Here is a 22,363-nt window from a genome sequence, read left to right on the forward strand (position 1 = left end):
TTTAATGGTGAGCTTTAATCTATGTAAATGAATATTTACTAAAACGTGGATTAAAAATATTTAAGCTGTTCATAATAAACGCCTTAAATTAAGAAAGTGAAAGAGGGATAAGGGAGAAAGCTAAAGAAGTAAACGGCAATTTCTTGGGATAAACTAGAGGTTTATAGTATAGTTTATCCAAATTTAATGGGATGTGGATATGTCAGATAATCCTTCTAAAGTTCGCGTGGCTCCTAACTCTAAAGAATCTGAAATGATGGTTCTAGGATGCATGCTTACCAGTGTCAACGGCCTTAACATTGCGGCGGATGGCCTAGATGAGGCCGATTTTTATTACACCGAGCATAAAATCATTTTTGAGGTTTTAAAGACTTCTTATAAAAATGATAAGCCTGCTGACGTGCATCTTGTCTGTGAAGAGTTAAAGCGCTTAAGTAAGCTAAAAGCGGCAGGTGGAGCTGCTTATATAACAACTTTAGCTCAATATGCTGGTACTTCCGCTTATATTGAAGAATACACCGACATTGTTCGCAACAAAGCTATTTTAAGACGCATGATTAATACGTCTCAAGTGGTTGAAAAAAAAGCCCTGGAAGAGCCACAAGATGTGCTGGGTGCTCTAGATGAAGCCCAGCAACTTTTTTATCAAATAAGCCAAACTGCCAATCAAACGACAGGTAAGCTGATTAGCCAAATTTTATCCGGCGTTAAGGCTGAAACGGCTACTCCTTTTTTGAAAGCTTTAGAAGAGCGGCAGGTTCGTTATCAAGAACGTGGGCCGGAAGAAAGTGGTATTACTGGTCTTCCTACTTTCTATACCGACTTGGATAAGTTAATTAATGGACTCAATAATTCTAATTTGATGATCCTTGCTGCTCGCCCCGCTATGGGTAAAACGGCCTTAGCTATCAATATCGCCGAAAATGTCTGCTTTAAGAGCAATATGCCAGTAGGTGTTTTTTCCTTAGAGATGAGTGCAGAGCAACTCGTGCATCGAATTATTTGCTCTCAGTCAGAAGTAGAGTCCGATAAAATTAAAACAGGCTCTTTAAATGGTATTGAATACCAAAGGATTGTTTCAGCTGTCAATATGATGCAAAATCATGTGATGGTCATTGATGATCAGCCTGGACTTAAAATTACAGATTTAAGAGCACGTGCCCGACGTATGAAAGAAACTTACGGCATAGGGTTTTTAGTGATAGACTACTTGCAATTGATTACAGGCTCCGGCTCTTTTCGAGGACAGGAAAATCGTCAGAATGAAATCTCAGAAATTTCACGTTTACTAAAAAATTTGGCAAGGGAGCTTAATATTCCTGTCCTATGTCTATCCCAGCTGTCAAGAAAAGTAGAAGAGCGTCAAGGACATCGTCCGATGATGAGTGATTTGCGTGAAAGTGGTAGTATTGAGCAAGACTCGGATATTATTTTATTCTTATTGAGGCGAGAATATTATGATCCTATGGATAAACCTGGCATGGCTGAATTGATAGTAGCTAAAAACCGCCATGGCGGGGTAGGAAGTATTAACTTTACCTATCGTAAAGAAATCGTGCAGTTTGCTAATTATATTCCTGTTAAATACGACCCCAATGCCTCTGCAGAAAAAGAGATGGCCTCCGAATTTGGTAATTTTAATTAAAGCGTTCTTCGGCCTTTCTAGCTCTTTTCCTATCCTTAGCAAAGAAGATAACTAGTTGAGTTTAAACCTATCACGGTCTATCGGTACTTTATGCTTTTTATGAATTTTTTGGATGTTTATAGCAAGAATTAAAGAAGGCTGAAGAGTTGTTGGATAAGAGTAAAAGAAGCTTGATGGGTGCTTTAATGAATTTAAAGAAATTTGCTAGGAAAGACAAAAAGTTTTAACCCTTCTTCTCTTCAAGATATGACTTTACTTTTTAATCCCAAATAGAGTATTATTCCCAAAATTAGTCTTTAAGCGTTTAAATTTAAAATATATAACTGTTGTTTGGGAGAAACTATGTCATCTGTAAAAAAGAAGCGCAGATACAAAATTGCAAAGCATAAGCGCAAGAAGCGTAGTAGACGTGATCGTCACAAAACCTAACCGGCTAAAAAAGCTGGCAGAGTTTTAAAGAGAACCCCTGCGTTCTCTTTTGCTTCTCAACTACTTCTTTTAATCTTTGAGTTTTATGTGGAAATATCCAACCAAGTATGATGTTATTATCATGGGAGCTGGCCATGCAGGCTGCGAAGCTGCTTTAGCTTCTGCTCGCCTAGGTGCAAGAACACTTTTATTAACAATGAATTTGGATACGATTGGAAAAATGAGCTGCAATCCTGCTGTAGGGGGAGTGGCTAAAGGCCATATTGTCCGGGAAATCGATGCCCTAGGCGGAGAAATGGGCAAAGCTATCGATTGCACAGGAATTCAATTTCGGATGTTGAATGCTACTAAAGGTCCTGCGGTATGGGCTCCTAGAGCACAAGCCGATAAAGCTGCTTATCAGCTGGAGATGAAGCATCGCTTGGAGAAAACGCCTGGCTTAGAAATTAAACAAGGGACCATTGAAGAATTAATTGTTGAACAAGATCGCATCCAAGGGGTGATTACCAAGGAAGGTATTCTCTACTATTGCTCAGCTTTAGTGATTTCTTCCGGAACTTTTATGCGAGGCTTGCTGCATATTGGAGAGACCAATTATGCCGGTGGCCGTGCTGGTGACCAGCCTGCTGTTGGCTTATCAGCTAGCTTGATAAAGCTAGGCTTAAAGTTAGGACGTCTAAAAACAGGTACTCCGCCACGGGTGAACCAGCGATCGATCGATTATAGCCACACTGAAGAGCAGCCTGGCGATCCGAATGTCAAGTTTTCTTTCGATGATGAGCCAATCAATCGCTTGCCTCAAATATCTTGCTATATCACTTATACTACAGAAGAAACTAAAAAAATTATTTTAGAAAATATTCATCGCTCTCCTATGTATTCAGGTAAAATCACCGGAGTGGGCCCGCGCTATTGTCCCTCGATTGAAGATAAAATCGTGCGATTTGCTGATAAAGAGCGCCATCAAATTTTTCTGGAGCCTGAAGGCTTAAAAACAGAAGAGGTGTATGTGAATGGGGTCTCTTCTTCTCTCCCTTTTGATGTACAAATGGCTTTCATTAAAAGTATTCCTGCTTTAAGAAATGCTGAAATCATGCGTCCTGCTTATGCTATCGAATATGATTATGTAGTAAGCGGGCAAATTGATAGCTCTTTGCAATGTAAGACGATAGAAGGACTTTTTCTAGCGGGGCAGATCAATGGAACCTCAGGGTACGAAGAAGCTGCTGGACAAGGATTAATGGCAGGAATCAATGCAGCTCATCATGTACAAGCTAAGCCCCCGTTAATCTTGAAAAGATCGGAAGCCTACATTGGTGTAATGATCGATGATCTGGTCACTAAGGGTTTAGATGAGCCTTATCGCATGTTCACTAGCCGAGCCGAGCATCGCCTTTTGCTCAGGCAAGATAATGCCGATCTTAGATTGCGTCATTATGGTTATGAAATTGGCTTGATAGAAGAAAAACGCTATGCTTCTCTTAAATATAAAGAAAAAATGATTCAAGAAGGTGTGAATCGACTTGACAAAGTTTTCGTTCAGCTCAAAGGAAAAGGGTATAGCTTAGCGCAGCTTCTTTGCCGCCCAGAAAATAATTATGCAAGTTTGTTAAATGATTATCCTGCTGAAATGCAGGATTACGGCATGGAAATTAACTTTCAGATCGAGCTTGCTTTAAAATATGCAGGGTATATTCAACGTCAGCATAGCGAAGTAGCTAAATTGGCTCATCTTGAGCATATTCTCATTCCTAAAGATTTCAATTTTGCCTCTATTACAGGCTTAAGAAATGAAGCCTTACAAAAACTAGCAGATGCCCATCCCTTAAATTTAGGACAGGCCTCACGCCTTTCAGGAGTTTCGCCAGCAGATATTTCTGTTCTAATGATTGCCTTAGTGCGGTTTAATGCTAATAAAAATTCTGAGCTAGTCAATCAAGAGGCTCTTTCTTCTTTTCCTAGCAGTGAAGGAAGTGAGTAAGGCCCCCTTTCGTCCCCCTCTTAATGTTTTGCTTTTAAGTCAATCTACCATTCTCGAGCAGCTGCAGCTGGAAGAAGCTCTTTTGCGCGTTGATCAACGTAATTGGTGTTTAATCAACCCAAACCCTCCAGAAGCCATCGTCATGGGGATATCTTCTTCTCCTGAAAAAGTCATTGATCTAAATAGACTTCAAAAACAGCCTGTGCCACTGATTCGCCGATTTAGCGGGGGAGGGACCGTTTTCATTGATGCGGATTCTATCATAAAAACTTTTATTTTTAATCAGGCAGATCTAGGCATTCCCTGCTATCCTCATGCTGTTTTCCAGTGGAGCGAGATTTTTTATCGTTTGGTCTTTCAGGAGATAGAATTGCGTTTATGTGAGAATGATTATGTGATTAAAGGGAGAAAATGTGGAGGAAATGCTCAATATATGACGAAAAATCGTTGGCTACATCATACTTCATTTTTATGGGACTACCAGGCAGAAAACATGGCTTACCTAAAAATGCCCCCTAAAATGCCTGGTTATCGTGAACGACGCTCTCATGATAATTTCCTATGCAAGTTAGGTGAGTATTTGCCAAGCAAGCAAGAAGTGGTGAATAGATTTTTAAAAACCTTAAAGGTTTATTTTAAAGTTGAAATTTCCTCTCTCTCTGAAGCCTACAAAGTCACCCAAATTCCTCATCGAAGAACTTCTCAAAGAATCGATCTATTCTAAATAAGAGCAATGGGGTTATCTTTTTTAAGGTTAAATGGAGAAATGAGCTTGACTCAACGGGCTAGCTTAAATAAAGGAGCTTAAAAAAAAGAGCTCAGCGAGGGTAAAAAGGGCCGCTGTAAGGGGCTTGGAAAACTGCGTAATCAACACAGTCTGTATAGGTGGGTTCGCTCCCTAGCGATCGATGCCTCGAATAGCACGTATTCTGGCAACGGATGGCTAGCGTCGTGAGCCCCCAAAAAAATAATTATCGTTGATTGGCTTTATATTCCCAAGGAGTCCCAAACAGCAGCTAGAATATCCTGCTTTCATGATCTCATGATAACGTAAACGCTTATTAATATTCTAGATGTAAAGCTCTAAAATCGAAAAAGAAAGGGCTTTTTGTCGCCTATCTCTTGATAATTAGTTCTTAGAATTTATTGGCCTGATTTTTTTTTTAAGTGTTTCTTTAAGATCAATATAACTCTGGATCAGCAGGGGTGAGGCCTTGGTAATTTATACATTTAAATAAAGCAGCTTCTTTAACTTTCTGATGGCCAAGGGAAAAAAGAATTTTTTTCTCTTTAAATTCAACTGTCTGAAAATATTTTGCAAGTAAGTGGCAGTAGTGCTGGATCTGAAGATCATCCAGCTGATCAAGATGGGGATGATTCTCAGTTACAATAAAATAGCCTGTTTTTCCTAGCTGCTCTTCTTTCATGCTAGGCCAAAAGGAAAATTGATTTTTTCTTGCTCCCTGTAAATTTAAAAAGTAAGCTCTTTGCTGAGCTGGATTATAAAAGCTTAAGAGGCTACTCATCTGGTATTTATCGCTAAATAAAAATTCCTGGGCAGGATCTACCCTTAGAGTAGCCAGTTCCTGGCGCAATGTGCTCCATCCTAGGTTGTGCTTAAAGGGATTAATTTTATAAGGAGTATTAAAAGGGAGGGACAACTGCAGAGAGGGGAGTAGAAAAGCTAATAGACATAATAAAATGGAGAGAACGAGCCCTCCCTTTAGCCAAAAAAGCATTTTCTGCGCTCGTTCACAGCAAAACCAACAGAGGCATACAATTCCTGAAGGAAAGGCAAAATCTCCCCAATTGCCTTGCAATTTTTTAAAAATAGAGAGCGTTAAAAATAGGCTAAGCAAAGAAAAACAAAGGAGACCGCAAAAGCATAAAGCAGAAGGAAGAGTATTCCGCTCTTTATATAACCTGTAAAAGCTAAGGATTAAAAGTATAAAAACAATAGGAGAGAGCAAGGCTGATTGAGCTCCTAGAAACTCCCAAAAATTGCCATTAAAAAAGGTAGATTTTGCCTGCAAAGGAACTTGGGGGACATACAGGGTAGAAAAAACATGACGAAAAGTTACCCAATCATGCTGGGCATTCCAAACGAGTGAAGGAAAAAGCCCTAAAAGAGAAATAGCTAAGCCTATCAAAAAATGGCGATGAATGAGTAGAGGATACAGAGGGAAAAAGCAAAGAATCCCTAGCCATAGAATATAGATAGGCCATTTAAAAAGAGCTCCTAATCCTACGATTAGGCCTAAAAGCCAGTAAGAAGGCCTCTGACCTCTATTTAAAGAATAGGCGATCACTAGGCACGCTAAGATCCAAAAGAGCATCATCCCCCCATCTGTAATAGCGAAAAAGCTCCCCGCTATGCCTAGAGGGGTTAAAGCCATAACGAGCCCTGCCCAAAAGCATGTCCTAGGCTTTAATCTACAAGCTCGTGCTAGGGAGTAAATCAAAAGAGGATAGAGGGCTGCTAAAACCACAGACATACAGCGTACCCCTAGCTCTGTATTTCCTAACAAATGAGTGCCCAGCCAGATTTGCCAAGCAATGCCGGGCGGCTTACTATAATAGCCCCAGCTAAGATCTTGGCTCCATGTCCAATATTGAGCCTCGTCTGGTCCCAAGCCAATAGGGCTATAGAGAATGGTTAAAATCATGATGGCAGCTTTTCCAAGGACAAGAAATAGGAGTAGGGGAAAGTTTTTTGAAGAATTTAGGAAGCCTTGCATGGTAGTGCGCTCAATTTTTTTATCTCGATCATACAATAGCTTGTAAGAATTGAGAAGAAAAAATTAAATAAGCCTCTACCGGAGCCTAAAAAGCAGTGCAAGGAGCTTAAAAAAACTTTAAGCGCCCATTCCTACAGCTAGTAACTGCTCTCGATAAGTTTGCTTTTGCTTAAAGAGATGAATGTGCTGCTTAGTAGCTTCGATAATGCCATGATCAGCCTTAGTCAGATGTTCGTAAAGCTTTTGCTTGCGAAAGGTAAGCATGCGATTAATTTGGTCAATATTAAGAAGAGTGATTTTATTATGTCGAGCAATGGAAGGATCTATATTTCGAGGCACCCCTAAATCTATAAGAAGTTTAGCTGGAATTTCCTTAATAGGTAAGTGGGAGTAACTAATCAATGCCTGAGGAGCTTTCGTGCCACAGATAATCCAATCAAATTGATGCCATTGGGCAAGAGATTGCCACTCTAAAAGGTTAAGTTGGTAGGTTTTTGCAAGATCGATAGCATGCTTTTTTGTTCGATTACAAATCGTAATGTCGGTAAAATTTTTACTCATCAGAAAGCGAAGAATTTTTTGATTGATAGCCGAGGCCCCCACCAAAAGGATTTTAGCCTGAGAAAGATTTTTAAAAAAATGGCTGCCTGTGTTAAAGATCGCATGTTCAATATCAGGAAGAGCGCGAGTTAAAAGGTGTTGCGAGCGGATTTTTTTAGCTATCTTTAAAGACTTTTGAAAAAGATAATGCATGTCTTCGGGAAGCTGAGAAAATTGGCAAGAGATCTTGTAAGCATGCTTAACTTGGCTTTGAATCTCTGTTTCGGCGACGATAGCACTATCAAGCCCTGCCGTCACGCGCGAAAGATGATAGAAGCAATCATGTCCAAAATAAGAGTAGAGCTTTTGATCAAATTGCATGTCGACTTCATTTCTAAAAATATTAAGAAGATAGGTATGAGTATCAGCTAAATCATCTGAGCAAAAATAAATCTCTGTGCGGTTACAAGTAGAGAGAAGAATAAAGTGGTGATGGCCATGCATAGACGTTCCTGCTCCCAAGCGTTTTTGGCAAGCCTTAGCCAATAATTCTCGAAGTTTCAAATCAGCAAGCTTATAATTGATTCCCAGTACTCCAATTCGCATGGCATTCCTTAATAGATATAAATTACGCCCTTATAAATAATTTTAAAATTATGGTCAAAGCTGGAGGATCAATTGACGCAGAGCTTCAATTCCAAGCCATTGAGAATTAGTGTTGGAGGCATAAGAAAAATCTTCAGGCAATCGTCGACCCTCTCCTCGTGTTAATAGCTTCTCTTTCAGTAATTCATCGTGATGGTAGAGTTCTGGAATGATCAGATAATGATCGGTAAATTCCAAGGTATGACGAGCATCTTCTAAGCCTATCATAAGTTCATGCAGCTTTTCACCTTCTCGAATGCCGGTATATTTGTGAGGGATTGCAGGTGCAAATGCCTGAGCTAAATCTACGATTTTCATGCTAGGAATTTTAGGCACAAAAATTTCTCCCCCTTGGGAACGTAAAAAAGATTGAAGCACGAAATCGACAGATTGCTCAAGGGTGATCCAAAAACGTGTCATTCTTTTATCTGTGATAGGCAATGCCTGGGCACCCTCTGCTAGTAGTTTCTTCCAGAAAGGAATAACGCTTCCTCGACTACCAAGCACATTTCCATAGCGTACTACAGCAAAGGTAGGGTGACTACGGGCGCCTACATAGGAATTTCCTGCCACAAACAGCTTATCTGCACATAGCTTAGTCGCCCCGTAAAGGTTAATAGGATTGGCAGCTTTATCGGTTGAAAGCGCCATAACTTTTTCAACGCCACTATCGATAGCAGCATCAATTACATTCATGGCACCTATAATATTTGTTTTAATGAACTCCGTAGGATTATATTCAGCAGCAGGCACTTGCTTTAAAGCAGCTGCATGCACAATATAATTAACTTCACTAAAAGCGCGTTTAAGGCGTGATTTATCGCGTACATCTCCTAGGAAATAGCGGATTTTAGGATGAGAAAAAATAGGAGCTGATTGACGCATCTCCCACTGCTTCCATTCATCTCGACTGAAGATAATCACTTTACGACATTGATCTTCTATGAGTAGGCGCTTAGCTAGTGTTTGTCCAAAGCTGCCGGTGCCCCCAGTAATCAATAACGTTTTATCTTTAAAAAAATTTGTTGTATGCATTTGTGTAGGTGCTCCTGTTCAAAAACCTGGATTTAGAATTCGTTTTTATATATTCTGTTTCCATAAATCATTCAAATTCCTTTTAACATAGTGTTTAACTCATGGCAAAGCAATATGACGAAAGTAGCGTAAAAACTTTAGACGCCTTATCCCATATTCGATTAAGATCGGGGATGTATATAGGGCGTTTAGGCGATGGCTCCCATCCAGATGATGGTATCTATATCATGCTTAAAGAAATTATCGACAATAGTGTTGACGAATTTATTATGAAGCATGGGAATAAAATTGTCATTGAATTAGACGAAGAAAAAGGAATGATTGCCGTAAGAGACTATGGGCGAGGGATCCCTCTTGGTAAAGTGATTGAATGCGTGAGCCAAATCAATACGGGCGCCAAATACAATGATGATGTTTTTCAGTTTTCTGTAGGACTAAATGGTGTGGGAACCAAAGCGGTAAATGCTCTTTCTAGCCGCTTTATAGCGCGCAGTCATCGGGATGGCCATTACTTTGAGGCCCACTTTTCTCAAGGAGTTTTAAAGCACAAAATTGAAGGCACTACAAAAGAACCTAACGGCACTTTTGTGCAATTCATTCCAGATATAGAAATTTTCAAGAAATATAGCTTCCATAAAGAATACATCATTAAACGTCTTTGGCATTATGCTTATTTGAATGCTGGATTGGTGATTCACTTTAATGGTGAGCGTATTGAGTCCAAAAACGGTTTACTCGATCTATTAAATGCTGAAGTTGCCGTCGACGATCGTTTTTATGAGCCTTTGCATTACCGTGGCAAAATGCTTGAATTTGCTTTTCTTCATACGCAAAGTTATGGAGAGACCTACTTTTCGTTTGTGAATGGTCAATATACGGCTGATGGAGGTACCCATTTATCAGCTTTTCGCGAAGGTCTTTTAAAAGGCGTCAATGAATATGCTAAAAAGAATTTTCAAGGGGTGGATGTACGGGAAGGCATAGTAGGAACAGTTCTTGTTAAGGTTAAAGATCCTCTTTTTGAATCGCAGACTAAAAATAAATTAGGCAATAATGAAGTGCGTGGGCCGGTCGTTCAAGAAGTAAAAGAAGCTGTAATTGATCTTTTATATAAAAACCCAACGACTGCTAATCAAATTATTGAGAGAATCGCTTTTAATGAAAAGCTTCGCAAAGAGCTTGCAAATGTTAAGAAAGAGGCCAAAGAAAAGCAAAAAAAAATTTCCTTTAAAATTCCTAAGCTTCGTGATTGCAAATGTCATTTTCAAGATGGAACTGCCGATGGAGAAAAGAGCATGATTTTTCTTACAGAAGGAGATTCTGCAAGCGCTTCCATTGTAGCTGCTAGAAATCCTTTTACGCAGGCTGTTTATTCTCTACGTGGCAAACCCTTAAACGTGCATGGCATGAAACTGGATCAACTTTATAAAAATGAAGAATTGTTTAATCTGATGAGTGCCCTTAATGTGGAAGACGATATTTCTCAGCTTCGCTATCAGAAGGTTATTTTAGCTACCGATGCGGACGTGGATGGCATGCATATCCGCAATCTATTGATTACTTTTTTCCTTACCTATTTTGAAGGATTGGTTTTAAATGGACATCTCTACATACTAGAAACACCTTTATTCAAAGTAAGGAATAAAGAAAAAACTTATTATTGCTATAGCCCTGAAGAGCGTGATAAAGCGGTAGCTAAATTAAAAAAAGGAATAGAAATCACCCGTTTTAAAGGTTTGGGTGAAATTTCCCCAGGAGAATTCAAGCAGTTTATCAGCCACAATATCCGCCTTCTTCCTGTAACCATTCATGCTTTTTCTGATATTAAAACGACTGTGCAATTTTACATGGGTAAGAATACACCGGAACGTAAGCAATTTATCATGCGTAATTTAATCAACGAAGATGAAGATTCTTTAAAAGAAATAGCTACCCTAGCAGCAGATAAACCAGGCAATAAAGAAAAATAGCCTTTCGGGCAAGAAATAAAAAGAAACTCCTACTAAATATAGCCAACATTAAATAAAGGGTGTTTCAACTGTTTTATTAAATTTGCGTTATTATTTTTTTATTACGGTTTTTTTTTGTTAAGCCTATAGTGTTGTTGGCTATTAGTATCCCTAAACTATCTAAATGGATTATTGAGTATAAAATCTTATGGATGACATTAAGCAACTCATGCAGCTTAATTATCTTAAATATGCATCTTATGTGATTTTAGATCGCGCCATTCCTAATGTAGTGGATGGTCTTAAGCCGGTGCAGAGGCGTATTTTATTTACTTTATGGATGATGCATGATGGCAAATTGCATAAGGTGGCCAATGTAGCTGGCCAAACTATGGCCTACCATCCTCATGGGGATGCGCCTATCGTGGAAGCCCTTGTGAATATGTCTAATAAAGGTTACCTGCTAGACCAGCAAGGAAATTTTGGTAATATGTTCACTGGCGATCCTGCGGCAGCAGCACGCTACATTGAAACACGGCTTTCTGATTTAGCTCAAAGCACCATGTTTAATCCTGAACTCACCCAAACGATTCCTTCTTATGATGGGCGCCATCAAGAGCCTATTTCGCTTCCTGCCAAAATTCCTTTAGTGCTGATGCAAGGTGCCGATGGTATAGCGGTAGGAATGGCAACGCATATCCTCCCTCACAATTTTGTAGAGCTACTGGAAGCCGAGATTGCTATCTTAGAGGGGCGCGAGTATACGATTGTGCCCGATTTTCCTACAGGCGGTATCATGGATGCTTCTGAGTATGAGAAAGGGAAAGGGAAAGTCAAGCTGCGTGCCAAGATAGAGATACGAGATCCTAAGACTTTGGTGATCACGGAGATTTGCTATGGAACTACCACAGAATCACTAATCCGTTCGATTGATGAAGCAGCCAAGAAAGGCAAAATTAAAATTGATTCAATCAATGATTACACCGCTGAAAAAGTAGAAATTGAGATCAAATTACCGCGAGGACAGTATGCACCCGATCTTATTGATGCTTTACATGCCTATACCGAATGTGAAATAGTATTAAACTCTTCACTTGTAGTCATTAAGGATAATTTACCTTGGGAGCCTACTGTTAATGAAGTCTTAGAGTATCATACCGAATTGCTACAGGGTTATTTATCTCAAGAGCTAGAAATTGAGCGTAAAAAACTCTATGAAAAAATTTTTAATAAGACTTTGGAACAGATCTTTATAGAAAATCGCCTTTATAAAACCATTGAAAATATCTCTTCCTATGATAAAATTCATGGAGCGATAGAATTAAGTTTAGAACCTTTCCATCAGCAACTTTCTCGTATTCCTACTTATGAAGATCGAGAAGCTTTGCTGAATATTCCCATTCGACGTATTTCTCGTTTCGATTTAGATAAAAATCAAGAAGAAATTGCTGCTACACGTAAGCAACTAGCGAAAGTAGAAAAAGATCTTAAAGATATTAAAAAGTTTACGATTAATTACATTCGCGGAATAATTAACAAATATGGCAAAGCTTATCCTCGTACCACCCAGTTACAAGCTATCCAACAAGTAGATAAGCGTGCAATGACTCTACGAAATGTTAAAGTAGGGTTTGATCCTGTTTCTGGATTTGTCGGCACTAAAGTAGGTGGTAATAATCTTTTTGAATGTACAAATTTTGATAAGATTTTGCTTATGTTTAAAGATGGTACCTACACTGTGATTAATATACCTGAAAAGCAATATGTTCATCATAACGGCAATAAAGTCGTGTATGCAGGTATTGCTGACAAAAAAACCCTTATAAATGTAGCCTACAAAAATCCTCAAACTCATATTTGTTTTGCTAAACGCTTCATTATTACTCAGTTCATTTTGGATAAAATTTATAATTATATTGAAGAAGGAATGGAGCTACAGTATATTTCTACTGCAGAGCAAGCGCGTGTAGAATTACAGCTTATTCCCAAAATTAAACAGAAGCAATCTAAAGTCATATTTGATTTTGCTGCAACCACCGTTAAAAGTGTTTCTTCCAAAGGAATTCGTATGGACCAAAGGCCTGTAAAAAAGATCGTTCTCATGAAGTGATCAAAAAGGGGAGCCACATGAAAATTAGTTGTCTGCCCAAAGAAGGATCTCGCTTGCTAATGACTGTATTTATTGAAGAGGAATCTTGGCGAGATATCCATACCAAAATATTCGGACGCCAACCCTTGCTTCCAGAAAGCGATAGCTTAGCAGCCTTTCAAGAAAAGTTTAAAAAGTTAGAATATGTCAAAGCTAAAAAATACGCTTTAGATTGCCTTGCCTTGCGCAGCTATCTATCTATTCAAATGAAAAAATTGTTAAAAAGAAACCTAGTTTCAGAGGAAACTATAGAAGAAATTTTGCAAGAGTGCACACGCCTAGGCTATTTAAATGATAATGAGTGGCTTGAAGGATTTGTTAAAAGGCAATTGGCTCGTCATACAGGGCCTCAACGAATTATCTGCCAGTTGATGAATAAAGGAATATCTCGTGTAGAAGCCCATAAATATGTGGGAATGTATGTCCAAGCAAATACTTCTCAGCACAGCATTCAGCATTTAATAAATACCAAATATAAAACTCGCAATCTGGCTGATTATCGAGAAAAACAAAAAGTTTTTGCCGCCCTTATCCGTAAAGGGTTTGATATTCAAGCGGTAAAAGATGCATTAAAAGTAGAAGAATAATAAAATTTATCCCTTAGCTCTACTTATTTCTTTTTGCACTCCTCTTTTCTCTTTACCCTAGCGCGTAAGAGGTAGTAAAAAACATGAAAAAAATAAATTTTTAAGATTTAGCTACTTAACGTTTAAAAATTTTACCTCTTAGGATTAAGTGCTTTCTTCTATTAAAGCATATAAAAAATAGCCCTTTTCTAAAAATAAAATCTTCCCTGTGAAAAAATTTCTTTTTTTATTAAATAGATAGCTTTAACTGGAAAAGAATAATTCTTAAAATTATTATAAGATAGTGTTTGTAAAATCATAATTTTAGTATAATAAAGAAAGAGAAGAAATCTTTTACCAGAAGGTGTATGATGAGTGATCCTACTATAACCTCTCTTTCCACTGTAACTTCTTCTGCAGCAGTAAGTCCTGCTAATGCTGTCACCCCTTCGGCGAGCTCGGCAACTAACCCCGCTGCGGTAGAAGGAGGCAGTGTGAGTAATTTAGCGGAATTAAAAGATCAATCTCCTGAAGTTTACTCAGCGATGATGCAAGGAATTGCGATGAATGTATGCAGTAGAATGGCTCAACAGCAAGCCCATTTAAAGCAAGTGCAAGAAGAAGCTCGTCGTGCCTCAGAAGGCTAAGCGCAGGTAGGGGCCAACTAAGCTAGCTAGAGTCTTAAAGTTTTTTTGTCTCATTAACTTTCTTTAGAAGGGTTAATTGGGCGTTTATACCAAAACTTAAGAAAAGCTAAAGCTAATTTATTTGGTAAATTCTTCATTTTTTTGCTATAGTGCCAATAGAAGAAAAATAAATTTTAGTTAATTCAAGGAGCAATATGGGAGCAGAAAAATCCGAGGCAGTAAATTCTGCTAGTGTACCAGAGGCTATGAATACTTCTTCCTCTACTACGCCTTCCTCCATGGCCGCATCTCCACAAAATAGTGAGCGATTTGCAACCATTAGCAGCATGTCTGATCTTAAAGAAAAGGCTCCAGAGATGCATAAGGCTATGATGCAAGGCTTAGCCATGAACATCTGCAATGGCATGCAAAAGCACCAGCAGCGTTTTAAAGAGATTCTTAGAAAAGGTCGTAGTCAACAATAAATAATAATGAATTTTATTATCCCCTCACTTTTTCTTGGCTTTTTAGTAGATGAGGCCTTTACAAGGGCCTTAGAAAAAAATACTCCTGAATATCTTCATTTCTTCCTTCAGCCAGGCAGTGGGTATTTAGAAGAAGTCACTTATCAAGAAGAGCACTATATAGGCAAATTCGTTAGTAACGAACAAAATGTCGGGCAATTAGAGCTTTTAGAAGCTCATATTTTTAGCCTCTTAAAGAAGCTAGCACCTGATTACAATTATACGCACTCTAATCTAGTCTTATTTGCCCTTCCTCAAAAGGAAGTTGCCCCTGCGGTTATTTCTTATAAAAACAAAAAAAGGAAAGCTTAAAAAAGGCTATAGAAGTTTTCATTAGCTGTTGAGTCGATTTTCCTCTAATAAATATAAGTTTCGCATGAAAAACGATGAAAGTGAATGTGTGATTATCCGCGAGGAGGAAGAGGGAGAGCGTTTGGATAAAATTCTTTCCCAGCGTTTTTTAGGCGTACATTCTCGAACATATTTTCAATATTTAATAGAGCAGGGAAGAATTTTTGTTAATGGCGAAGTAGTTAAAAAACGTTATCGACCCTTAGTAGATGATGAAATCCATATCCATTATATCCTTACCCCTGAAATTGGACTGCAGCCGGAAGCTATTCCTTTAAATATTATTTACGAAGATAATGACCTGATTGTCGTCAATAAACCGGCTGGTATGGTTGTACATCCTGCACCTGGTCATCCTACTGGTACCTTCGTACACGCTCTCATTTATCATTGCCAGAATCTACCAAAAAATCAGGTAGAGGAGCTTTATCCACGTCCTGGCATCGTTCATCGCTTAGATAAGGACACTTCCGGCTTACTGGTGGCTGCTAAAACTACTGAGGCCCATACCCGTTTAATTGAAATGTTTTCTAATCGAGAAGTTTATAAAGAATATTTAGCTATCTGTGTAGGTAATCCTGGTAGCCAGGAAATTAGAAATTTTATTGGGCGACATCCTGTTTTCCGACAAAAGATGAAGGTTTTAGAAGAGGGAGGACGTCTGGCCATTAGTGTATGTGAAACCAAAAATCATTCCGCTCCTTTTAGCTTAGTACAGGTCAATTTAAAAACAGGCAGGACTCATCAAATACGGGTTCATATGCAACACTTAGGAGCCCCTATCTTAGGAGATCCTCTGTATGGAAATCTACAGATAAACAAAAAATATGGAGTTAGTAGGCAGCTTCTTCATGCTCATATTCTTCAATTTAAGCACCCTGTTAAAGGCCATCTTTTAAGCTTTAAAGCAGACATACCTTCGGATATGAGAGTGTGGGTAGAAAAATTAATAAAACATGCAGGGGAGGGGAAAAAGGTGACTATTTCTTCCTAAAGCTGAAAAAGCTAGCATTAAAGAGTAGAGAAAAAGTTTCAACAAAAATCTAAAAAGGACGAGAGTTTTCTTGAAATTCATTAAAACGACCAACTGAAGGAAATAATATGGCTGGCAAGCAAATTTGTCTCCTAAGAGGTTTTAAGGTAAACAAGAGAAAATGCATCTTTATTTAGCAAATATCGCAGGGAAACTTTTGATAATTAGTCAATTTACTCTATATAGAAATTACAAAAAAGGCAGAAGGCCTGACCTTTGGAAGCAAGCCTCTTCGTCTTTGGCAGAAATCCGTTAGTGAAAGATTTTTAGCCAAGTTGGGAAAAGAAAGGGGCTAGATGTTCAACCCGTTAAAGCTGGTACTCACAAGCCAATCGATTTAATTAACGAGAGGCTCATTCCTAGCGAAGAAGGGCTTTCTTATGAGGGGGTAATCTGAGCTTTTTTTATAAATCACCCCTTTAATGGGTGTAAACAAAAGTGTTGGCAATTCTTTTTAAGCAGCAGTTTTGTAGGAACTCCAGTAAGCTTCCCAGTGGCCATTTAATCTACCTATTCTTAAGTTCAGTATCGCATTAGCATTTTCTGCCTTCCACCAAGCTCCCGCTATTTTCAGCCTCTTTTGCACCACATGCCTATGGCTACTCTCTATTTCGCCTGAACCAATCGGTAAGCCTTTATCTAAAGCGCTTTTATAATTCATCATATCCAGTCTTTTTTCCATATATCTATAACATCTCACTAAGCCATTCTCCTGCTCAGGATGATCTAGCCCCTTGAACTTAATTTCAATCTCTTTGAAAACTTCTCGGCTTTTTCCAGCTTTTAACTTCTCTTTACTTTCTTCTAACCACTTTTTTGGCTCAAAAATATTGCACCAAATCGCAGCCTCGGATAAATATTCACACAGATGATAAAAATCAATTAAGTGACCGCTTCGATTGCAAAATTTTAGCTTTACTTGTTCAGCTATCCACGGAGCACCATCACTTACGACATGCACATAGCTGCCTTCTTTCAGACCCGCTAAAGAAGCACATTCTAGCATCTGTTGACCCGCTTGTTCTGCCGTTCCAATACTACCAGCATAAAAGCGGTTGGCTCTATCCTTGCCTCTTGCCAAACTTAGTTTGGCTTCTTTCCAACATACTTTCCGTGCTTTTCTTGCATCTTTTTTTGCTTGTTTGTCGGCCTCATCTATCTCCACAATGGGTACCATACTCCCATCTGTTTCACTGATAATAATTGCTTCTTGGCTCGACGTTTCTTTTTTTAGCTTAGCTATTTTGCTTGCATGCTTTTGGGTAATCAATCTAACCATGGAAGAGGGAGCTTCAATTCCATAATGCTCCTTCATCTTTTCCCCTACTTTTCCAAACGCAATATCTGCTCCAAAGTCGGTTATTGCTCGCTCTAACGGTAAAGAATACCCTCTACATCTAACCTTGGAAGACAAGGAAAAGGGTCTAATCAATTTTCCTGCTTGTAGGAAGCATCTCTCTTCCATGCCTACTATCCCAAATGTTGTATGCCAATTTAGTTTTTTTTTGAGTGCCGTCTTAATTTCATTTCCCGAGCCTTAGCTTCTTGTTCATTTACTTGATGCTTTGCCCAATCCTCAAGGCATTTTTTTCCTAAGCCTCTAACTTCGGGAATAAGAGCAAATTCCGCATCATCCGCCACTTCAATCCCTTTAACTCCTTCGGTAATATCTAATAATTCTCTAATGGATTCTAATAAGTTGGGATGATTCTTTAAGCGATTAAATACTTTATTAACTTCTTCTTCGTTAAACATATGAACCTCCTTTTGCTACATTTTCAGTATGTATTAATCCTTCCTTATCTTGCCAACACTTTTAATTACACCCCCCTTTAATAGATATACAAATTTTATGTAGATTTATAAAAATAATTGGGATACCCTAGATGTAAGGGCAGAATAAGGGCCACACAAGTCTAAATTTGGAAAACTTTTGTCAAATATACACATTGAAAAAGGATCGAACTATGAAAGAATTTGTAGCATACATAGTCAAGAATCTGGTCGACCATCCTGACAAGGTAAAAATTAATGAGATTGGGGGAACACAAACTCTGATTATTGAACTATCGGTTGAAAAATCGGATATAGGAAAAATCATAGGTAAAAAAGGTAAAACGATTAATGCCATTCGTACTCTTTTAATGTCTGTGGCTAGCCGCAATGGCATTCGTGTGAATCTGGAAATACTTGAAGATGGTAATCCAGTTAAGCAGGAAGGCTAAATAAAAGGTGGAGGGTAAGTTTGTTGTATGGGCTATCCCTCCTTTACTCTGCCTCATCCGCTTTAGCTAACAGCAAAAGCAAATGTTTCTTTATTTTTGCAAAGGTTTACTAGCTGAATCTTTTCGCTTTACTTACGATCGTTTTTTTAAACTTCTCTATTAGATTTCTTGAAATTCTATGCCCCCTATAGTTTGCTCCTCTGATTTAAATAGGTGCTTGCTAATCTACTGGAATTATCCCTAAATCAGGGAAAAAATGATTGCCTAGAATTCAAAATGCTTTTTTATAAAGTTTACAACGTAATCAAAGATTAAAGAAAAATAGGGAAGGGAAGTAAAATTGGACCGAGTAGGATTCGAACCTACGACCACCCGCTTAGAAGGCGGGTGCTCTATCCACTGAGCTATCAGTCCAAAACAAGTAATAAAACAATACAGTAATCTCTATCTTATTTTCAAGTTCAAATGGATAAAACGTCAAATAAAGATAGAAAAAAGTGTTTAGTAAAAGTCCTTATTTTTTTCTACATACCACTCACCTATAGAACTGGGTCTTTTTATGGCAAGGAATATAAGCTTAGAGAAATAGCTTAATTGAAAAGAGCGGTAGTTACACGCTTTTGAGCTACTCCTTATGCACCTCCATACTTTATACAATCCTTTTCGTTAAGCAGAGAGACATCTTTCAGAGGGTTGGGTATGCAGGCTAAATTTTTTTAAAGCGTATTATATGTTTTTCTTTCATCAATAAAAAGCTTTTTAAAGAAAAGTATAGATGTGTGTTTTTGACATTCTCTTTAAGGCGAAAAATTTTTATAAAGGAGCCAAAAGAGAGAGGGATTATCCTCTCTATCGTTTTTTATATGACTGATTTTACGGTTTTTTGTCGTAAAAGGTGTCATAAAAATGTCGTAAAAGATTAATCTAGGCTGGGGTTAATTCTATAATGGGTAGCTTTTTTGATCCCTTCCTGTAAAATCAACCCTATTTCTATCAGATGGGAAAGGTCTCGTTGGAGCGAACGTCGGTTAATGCCAGGACAGAGCAACTCGTATTCCTGAATAGTAAACTTTTTTTCTGTTTCCAGTAAAATTTCTAGGGCCTGTTTTTGCCTTTCAGACAGTTTATATTTTAGGGCTAAAATATCCAATTTAATCGCCTGAGATCCTTTAAGTTGGATTTCATGCATTTGTGTCTCTAATGCTGTAGAAAAATACTCCAGCCAGCTTGTCATATCCATATGATTATTTCTAACAGACTGGATGGCTTGATAATACTCCTGTCGATTGCGATCATAATATTCGCTAATCGTAAAAAGCTTTTTAAAATCATATCCCGACCGATGAAGACATAAGGTGGATAGCAGCCGAGCTGTTCTGCCATTACCGTCTAGAAAAGGATGGATATGAACTAGCTGAAATTGGGCAATTCCAGCTAACAGCACAGGAGGGATCTTTTCTTCGTGTTGTAACCAATCGACTAGTTCAGCCATGAGTAGGGGAACATCATAGGGTGCAGGGGGAGTATAAATGATTTCTTTGGTTTTTGAATTAGCTACGTAATTTTGAATGGTTCTATATTGGCCCGGTTGAGCACTATTTCCTCGCACACCTTCGACTAAGCGTTTGTGAATTTCTCTAATTAAGCCTTCAGTAATGGTCCCGCGGGAAAAAACATAGTCAGCGACAAAATCAAAAGCCTTTTTATAATTTAATAATTCCTTTACGTCTTCAAAATTAACATCCGACATTTTCACCCCCGAAAGCAGCTTTTTAGACTGATCGAGGCTCAAGTGAGTCCCTTCTATATGAGTGGTATGATGTGCTTCCAAAATTAGTGCACGGGCTTGCATTTTGGATAACCAATTCTCTGAAAGCTTAGCAGCTTCTAAAAAACCTCGCGTGCGTTCAATCGCTGTAAGAGCGGATGCTAACGGGATAGTAATAGTAAAATGAGGATGAAATGGCAAGTTTTAATGACACCTTTTCTCTAATTGTGTCATAAAAATGAGCAACTGGCAATAAATTTCTCACTCTATTCTATTTTTAAGGTGCTGCTTGTAATGAATGATGTAATCAAGGCTTTATAAAATAAAAAGGCGCTTAAAAAACGTGTAAATTTTTAGCTTGCTACCGTTTGTTTAAGTGGTAGAATTCTGAAAGGGCTTCTCTATTAACCTACCAGCAATTTTTTTAAGAAATTTTTTAGCCTTAGATCTTGCTCGGGGAAAGTTTATCTTTTTTAAGATCTGCAATTTAATAAAATCTCTCAATTTTCTACTCATAAGCTAAGCTATGAAGTTAATGGAATAGCTTTCCTCTTAAGATTCATATATGACGAGAAAATTGTATTTGCCTAAAAGAGTGTGAATAAATAGATGTTGAAAAACTATGTTATTAAACATTATGCTATGAAGCATAATCTTTAATAAGAAAAAGAGTGTATATGAGATTCATTAATCGGCAGCAAGAGCTGTCTCGCTTGGATCGCTTAGCTAATAGCGAGGAAGCAGCAATGGCTATTATTTGGGGAAGAAGGCGGGTGGGAAAAACGCGTCTACTTTTAGAATGGGCTCATAAATACCAAGGTATTTACTATACAGCAGATGAATCGGCCCCCGCCATCCAAAGAAAATATTTTGCTTTAGCCCTTCAGCAAGCTTTACCGGACTTTGCAGCCGTTGAATATTCAGATTGGCATTCCTTATTCATGCGATTAGCTAAAGAGGCGATGTATACTGGCTGGCGCGGCCCCTTAATAATTGATGAGCTTCCTTATCTTATCTCTTCATCTCCTGAATTGGCTAGCGTTCTGCAAAAATTTATTGATCATGAAGGGAAAAAAGCAAAAATGATTGTGGCATTATCAGGCTCAAGTCAACGCATGATGCAAGGTGCCGTATTAGATGCTTCTGCTCCTTTGTTTGGTAGAGCTAACGAAATTATTAAACTAGAACCTATAACTGCAGGCTACATGGCAGAAGGTTTAAATATTAAAAGTTCTCGAGAAATGGTGGAAACATATTCTATTTGGGGAGGCATCCCCGTTATTGGGAACTAGTAAATAACAATAGGGGCTCATTTTTTGAAAATATTGATCAGCTGGTTTTAGATCCCCTTGGAGCACTAAACGATGAGCCTAATCACTTGCTTTTAGAAGAAGCTGCCATAGGCTTAAGGCCTATTTTAGATGCCATAGGCCTAGGAGCCCATCGCCTATCAGAGATTGCAGCTCGCATTGGGCAGCCTGTCACTTCTTTTATGCGCCAAATTCAACGATTATTAGAACTTGATTTAATTGAGCGAGAGATTTCTTTTGGTTCTACTGAATATAATTCTAAACGCACTCTTTATAAAATAAAAGATCCTTTCATGCGTTTTTGGTTTGAAATTGTAGCTCCTCAGCGCAGTTATTTTACTCAGATCAGCTCGGCCCAACGTCAAGCTTATCTTAAAAATTCCTTTCAGCCTATATTTTCTGTCACATGGGAAGACCTTTGTCGAGCCGCGGTTCCACGTTTCCCCTATCAATTGAGCAATATTGCTTTTGGAAGGGCAAGCCGTTATTGGCATAAGAAAGATTCAGAATGGGATATATTAGCTGATTCAGTCGAGGGTAAAGCTTTATTTATTGGAGAAGCAAAATGGATAGCAAAGCCCCCTTCCGCTCAATGGATCTATAAAACTATTGAAGAATTAAAATATAAAGGTCTTCCTCCTACAGCTAGGCAATCTAATAAGCAAGTTGTTTACGGATTATTTATTCCTGAAAAGCCTAAAGACTTGGACTTACCTGAAAACATACAAGTAATCGATGCAAATGAAGTGCTACAAGTTTTAAGGTAGGCATGAGGGGGTTAATAAGCTAGGAAAAAGGAAACGTTAATTACTGCGACCCAATTTACCCAAAAAATTTCACGGCTGCATT

Annotated in this window: 21 protein-coding genes and 1 tRNA gene; 15 read left to right on the top strand and 7 right to left on the bottom strand. The window is 38.3% G+C overall.

Going from position 1 to position 22,363, the window contains the following annotated elements; translation table 11 throughout:
• The first annotated feature begins 199 nt into the window (after positions 1 to 199).
• From dnaB to TY21_RS09810, 4 genes are all read left to right on the top strand, one after another.
• Positions 200 to 1,645, top strand: a complete 1,446-nt coding sequence (gene dnaB / locus TY21_RS09795) for a replicative DNA helicase (RefSeq protein WP_039386302.1) — start codon at positions 200 to 202, stop codon at positions 1,643 to 1,645.
• Positions 1,646 to 1,987: 342 nt separating this feature from the next.
• Positions 1,988 to 2,074, top strand: a complete 87-nt coding sequence (locus TY21_RS12000; RefSeq protein WP_079979849.1) for an AURKAIP1/COX24 domain-containing protein — start codon at positions 1,988 to 1,990, stop codon at positions 2,072 to 2,074.
• 85 nt (positions 2,075 to 2,159) lie between these two features.
• A complete protein-coding gene (mnmG, locus tag TY21_RS09805) occupies positions 2,160 to 4,055 on the top strand; it encodes a tRNA uridine-5-carboxymethylaminomethyl(34) synthesis enzyme MnmG (RefSeq protein WP_042239681.1) in 1,896 nt (631 codons plus the stop codon).
• On the top strand, positions 4,048 to 4,779 hold the full coding sequence (locus tag TY21_RS09810; RefSeq protein ID WP_042239680.1) for a lipoate--protein ligase family protein: 732 nt from the start codon (positions 4,048 to 4,050) through the stop codon (positions 4,777 to 4,779). The genes mnmG and TY21_RS09810 overlap by 8 nt, the downstream gene beginning before the upstream one ends.
• A gap of 457 nt (positions 4,780 to 5,236) precedes the next feature.
• Here TY21_RS09810 and TY21_RS09815 read toward each other — a convergent pair whose 3' ends face one another.
• From TY21_RS09815 to pseB, 3 genes are all read right to left on the bottom strand, one after another.
• Entirely contained in the window at positions 5,237 to 6,721 is a 1,485-nt protein-coding gene (locus TY21_RS09815) for a glycosyltransferase family 39 protein (protein WP_232044362.1), read from the bottom strand.
• A 189-nt stretch (positions 6,722 to 6,910) separates the two neighbouring features.
• On the bottom strand, positions 6,911 to 7,939 hold the full coding sequence (locus tag TY21_RS09820) for a glutamyl-tRNA reductase (protein WP_042239679.1): 1,029 nt from the start codon (positions 7,937 to 7,939) through the stop codon (positions 6,911 to 6,913).
• Between the two features lie 54 nt (positions 7,940 to 7,993).
• Entirely contained in the window at positions 7,994 to 9,013 is a 1,020-nt protein-coding gene (gene pseB, locus TY21_RS09825) for a UDP-N-acetylglucosamine 4,6-dehydratase (inverting) (RefSeq protein WP_042239678.1), read from the bottom strand.
• A 101-nt stretch (positions 9,014 to 9,114) separates the two neighbouring features.
• On the opposite strand from pseB, the gene TY21_RS09830 reads away from it, so the two are divergent.
• The 8 genes from TY21_RS09830 (at position 9,115) to TY21_RS09865 (ending at position 16,467) form a co-directional block, all read left to right on the top strand.
• Positions 9,115 to 10,983 (top strand): DNA topoisomerase IV subunit B, encoded by a 1,869-nt coding sequence (locus TY21_RS09830; RefSeq protein ID WP_042239676.1) that lies wholly within the window; start codon positions 9,115 to 9,117, stop codon positions 10,981 to 10,983.
• A 187-nt stretch (positions 10,984 to 11,170) separates the two neighbouring features.
• Positions 11,171 to 13,072: a DNA topoisomerase IV subunit A gene (locus TY21_RS09835; RefSeq protein ID WP_039386295.1), complete on the top strand. Its 1,902-nt coding sequence runs from the start codon at positions 11,171 to 11,173 to the stop codon at positions 13,070 to 13,072.
• 17 nt (positions 13,073 to 13,089) lie between these two features.
• Positions 13,090 to 13,698, top strand: a complete 609-nt coding sequence (locus tag TY21_RS09840) for a regulatory protein RecX (protein ID WP_042239675.1) — start codon at positions 13,090 to 13,092, stop codon at positions 13,696 to 13,698.
• 347 nt (positions 13,699 to 14,045) lie between these two features.
• On the top strand, positions 14,046 to 14,324 hold the full coding sequence (locus tag TY21_RS09845) for a hypothetical protein (RefSeq protein WP_042239672.1): 279 nt from the start codon (positions 14,046 to 14,048) through the stop codon (positions 14,322 to 14,324).
• Positions 14,325 to 14,518: 194 nt separating this feature from the next.
• Positions 14,519 to 14,788, top strand: a complete 270-nt coding sequence (locus tag TY21_RS09850) for a hypothetical protein (protein ID WP_130589686.1) — start codon at positions 14,519 to 14,521, stop codon at positions 14,786 to 14,788.
• A 6-nt stretch (positions 14,789 to 14,794) separates the two neighbouring features.
• The gene (locus TY21_RS09855; protein WP_052354413.1) at positions 14,795 to 15,139 is read left to right on the top strand and encodes a hypothetical protein; all 345 of its coding nucleotides are present in this window, start codon (positions 14,795 to 14,797) and stop codon (positions 15,137 to 15,139) included.
• A gap of 64 nt (positions 15,140 to 15,203) precedes the next feature.
• Complete coding sequence (locus TY21_RS09860) at positions 15,204 to 16,172, top strand: RluA family pseudouridine synthase (RefSeq protein WP_042239670.1); 969 nt, start codon at positions 15,204 to 15,206, stop codon at positions 16,170 to 16,172.
• A 160-nt stretch (positions 16,173 to 16,332) separates the two neighbouring features.
• Entirely contained in the window at positions 16,333 to 16,467 is a 135-nt protein-coding gene (locus TY21_RS09865; RefSeq protein WP_079979848.1) for a D-aminoacyl-tRNA deacylase, read from the top strand.
• 198 nt (positions 16,468 to 16,665) lie between these two features.
• Here the strand turns inward: TY21_RS09865 and TY21_RS09870 are convergent, their stop codons facing one another.
• Together TY21_RS09870 and TY21_RS09875 are read right to left on the bottom strand one after the other, a co-directional pair.
• The gene (locus tag TY21_RS09870) at positions 16,666 to 17,676 is read right to left on the bottom strand and encodes a hypothetical protein (protein WP_130589448.1); all 1,011 of its coding nucleotides are present in this window, start codon (positions 17,674 to 17,676) and stop codon (positions 16,666 to 16,668) included.
• Positions 17,677 to 17,705: 29 nt separating this feature from the next.
• Positions 17,706 to 17,966: a hypothetical protein gene (locus TY21_RS09875; protein WP_042239862.1), complete on the bottom strand. Its 261-nt coding sequence runs from the start codon at positions 17,964 to 17,966 to the stop codon at positions 17,706 to 17,708.
• Between the two features lie 212 nt (positions 17,967 to 18,178).
• On the opposite strand from TY21_RS09875, the gene TY21_RS09880 reads away from it, so the two are divergent.
• On the top strand, positions 18,179 to 18,436 hold the full coding sequence (locus TY21_RS09880; RefSeq protein WP_039386287.1) for a KH domain-containing protein: 258 nt from the start codon (positions 18,179 to 18,181) through the stop codon (positions 18,434 to 18,436).
• Between the two features lie 341 nt (positions 18,437 to 18,777).
• Here the strand turns inward: TY21_RS09880 and TY21_RS09885 are convergent.
• Together TY21_RS09885 and TY21_RS09890 are read right to left on the bottom strand one after the other, a co-directional pair.
• A tRNA-Arg gene (locus TY21_RS09885) sits at positions 18,778 to 18,850 on the bottom strand.
• A 505-nt stretch (positions 18,851 to 19,355) separates the two neighbouring features.
• Positions 19,356 to 20,405 (bottom strand): Fic family protein, encoded by a 1,050-nt coding sequence (locus TY21_RS09890; protein WP_042239876.1) that lies wholly within the window; start codon positions 20,403 to 20,405, stop codon positions 19,356 to 19,358.
• A gap of 476 nt (positions 20,406 to 20,881) precedes the next feature.
• Here TY21_RS09890 and TY21_RS09895 point away from each other — a divergent pair, with 476 nt between their 5' ends.
• The gene (locus tag TY21_RS09895; RefSeq protein ID WP_042239878.1) at positions 20,882 to 21,496 is read left to right on the top strand and encodes an ATP-binding protein; all 615 of its coding nucleotides are present in this window, start codon (positions 20,882 to 20,884) and stop codon (positions 21,494 to 21,496) included.
• Complete coding sequence (locus tag TY21_RS09900; protein ID WP_042239880.1) at positions 21,466 to 22,281, top strand: DUF234 domain-containing protein; 816 nt, start codon at positions 21,466 to 21,468, stop codon at positions 22,279 to 22,281. Before TY21_RS09895 ends, TY21_RS09900 begins: the two co-directional genes overlap by 31 nt.
• The last annotated feature ends 82 nt before the right edge of the window (positions 22,282 to 22,363 follow it).

Origin of the sequence: Neochlamydia sp. S13 (assembly GCF_000648235.2) — a bacterium.
GTDB lineage: Bacteria > Chlamydiota > Chlamydiia > Chlamydiales > Parachlamydiaceae > Neochlamydia.

Coding starts and splice junctions, on each gene's coding strand:
- TY21_RS09815 (WP_232044362.1), bottom strand. CDS start 6,721: ATGATTTTAACCATTCTCTATAGCCCTATTGGCTTGGGACCAGACGAG.
- TY21_RS09830 (WP_042239676.1), top strand. CDS start 9,115: ATGGCAAAGCAATATGACGAAAGTAGCGTAAAAACTTTAGACGCCTTA.
- TY21_RS09845 (WP_042239672.1), top strand. CDS start 14,046: ATGATGAGTGATCCTACTATAACCTCTCTTTCCACTGTAACTTCTTCT.
- TY21_RS09850 (WP_130589686.1), top strand. CDS start 14,519: ATGGGAGCAGAAAAATCCGAGGCAGTAAATTCTGCTAGTGTACCAGAG.
- TY21_RS09875 (WP_042239862.1), bottom strand. CDS start 17,966: ATGTTTAACGAAGAAGAAGTTAATAAAGTATTTAATCGCTTAAAGAAT.
- TY21_RS09865 (WP_079979848.1), top strand. CDS start 16,333: ATGCATCTTTATTTAGCAAATATCGCAGGGAAACTTTTGATAATTAGT.
- TY21_RS09855 (WP_052354413.1), top strand. CDS start 14,795: ATGAATTTTATTATCCCCTCACTTTTTCTTGGCTTTTTAGTAGATGAG.
- TY21_RS09820 (WP_042239679.1), bottom strand. CDS start 7,939: ATGCGAATTGGAGTACTGGGAATCAATTATAAGCTTGCTGATTTGAAA.
- TY21_RS09870 (WP_130589448.1), bottom strand. CDS start 17,676: ATGGAAGAGAGATGCTTCCTACAAGCAGGAAAATTGATTAGACCCTTT.
- TY21_RS09835 (WP_039386295.1), top strand. CDS start 11,171: ATGGATGACATTAAGCAACTCATGCAGCTTAATTATCTTAAATATGCA.
- mnmG (WP_042239681.1), top strand. CDS start 2,160: ATGTGGAAATATCCAACCAAGTATGATGTTATTATCATGGGAGCTGGC.
- TY21_RS09895 (WP_042239878.1), top strand. CDS start 20,882: ATGAGATTCATTAATCGGCAGCAAGAGCTGTCTCGCTTGGATCGCTTA.
- TY21_RS12000 (WP_079979849.1), top strand. CDS start 1,988: ATGTCATCTGTAAAAAAGAAGCGCAGATACAAAATTGCAAAGCATAAG.
- pseB (WP_042239678.1), bottom strand. CDS start 9,013: ATGCATACAACAAATTTTTTTAAAGATAAAACGTTATTGATTACTGGG.
- TY21_RS09840 (WP_042239675.1), top strand. CDS start 13,090: ATGAAAATTAGTTGTCTGCCCAAAGAAGGATCTCGCTTGCTAATGACT.
- TY21_RS09880 (WP_039386287.1), top strand. CDS start 18,179: ATGAAAGAATTTGTAGCATACATAGTCAAGAATCTGGTCGACCATCCT.
- dnaB (WP_039386302.1), top strand. CDS start 200: ATGTCAGATAATCCTTCTAAAGTTCGCGTGGCTCCTAACTCTAAAGAA.
- TY21_RS09860 (WP_042239670.1), top strand. CDS start 15,204: ATGAAAAACGATGAAAGTGAATGTGTGATTATCCGCGAGGAGGAAGAG.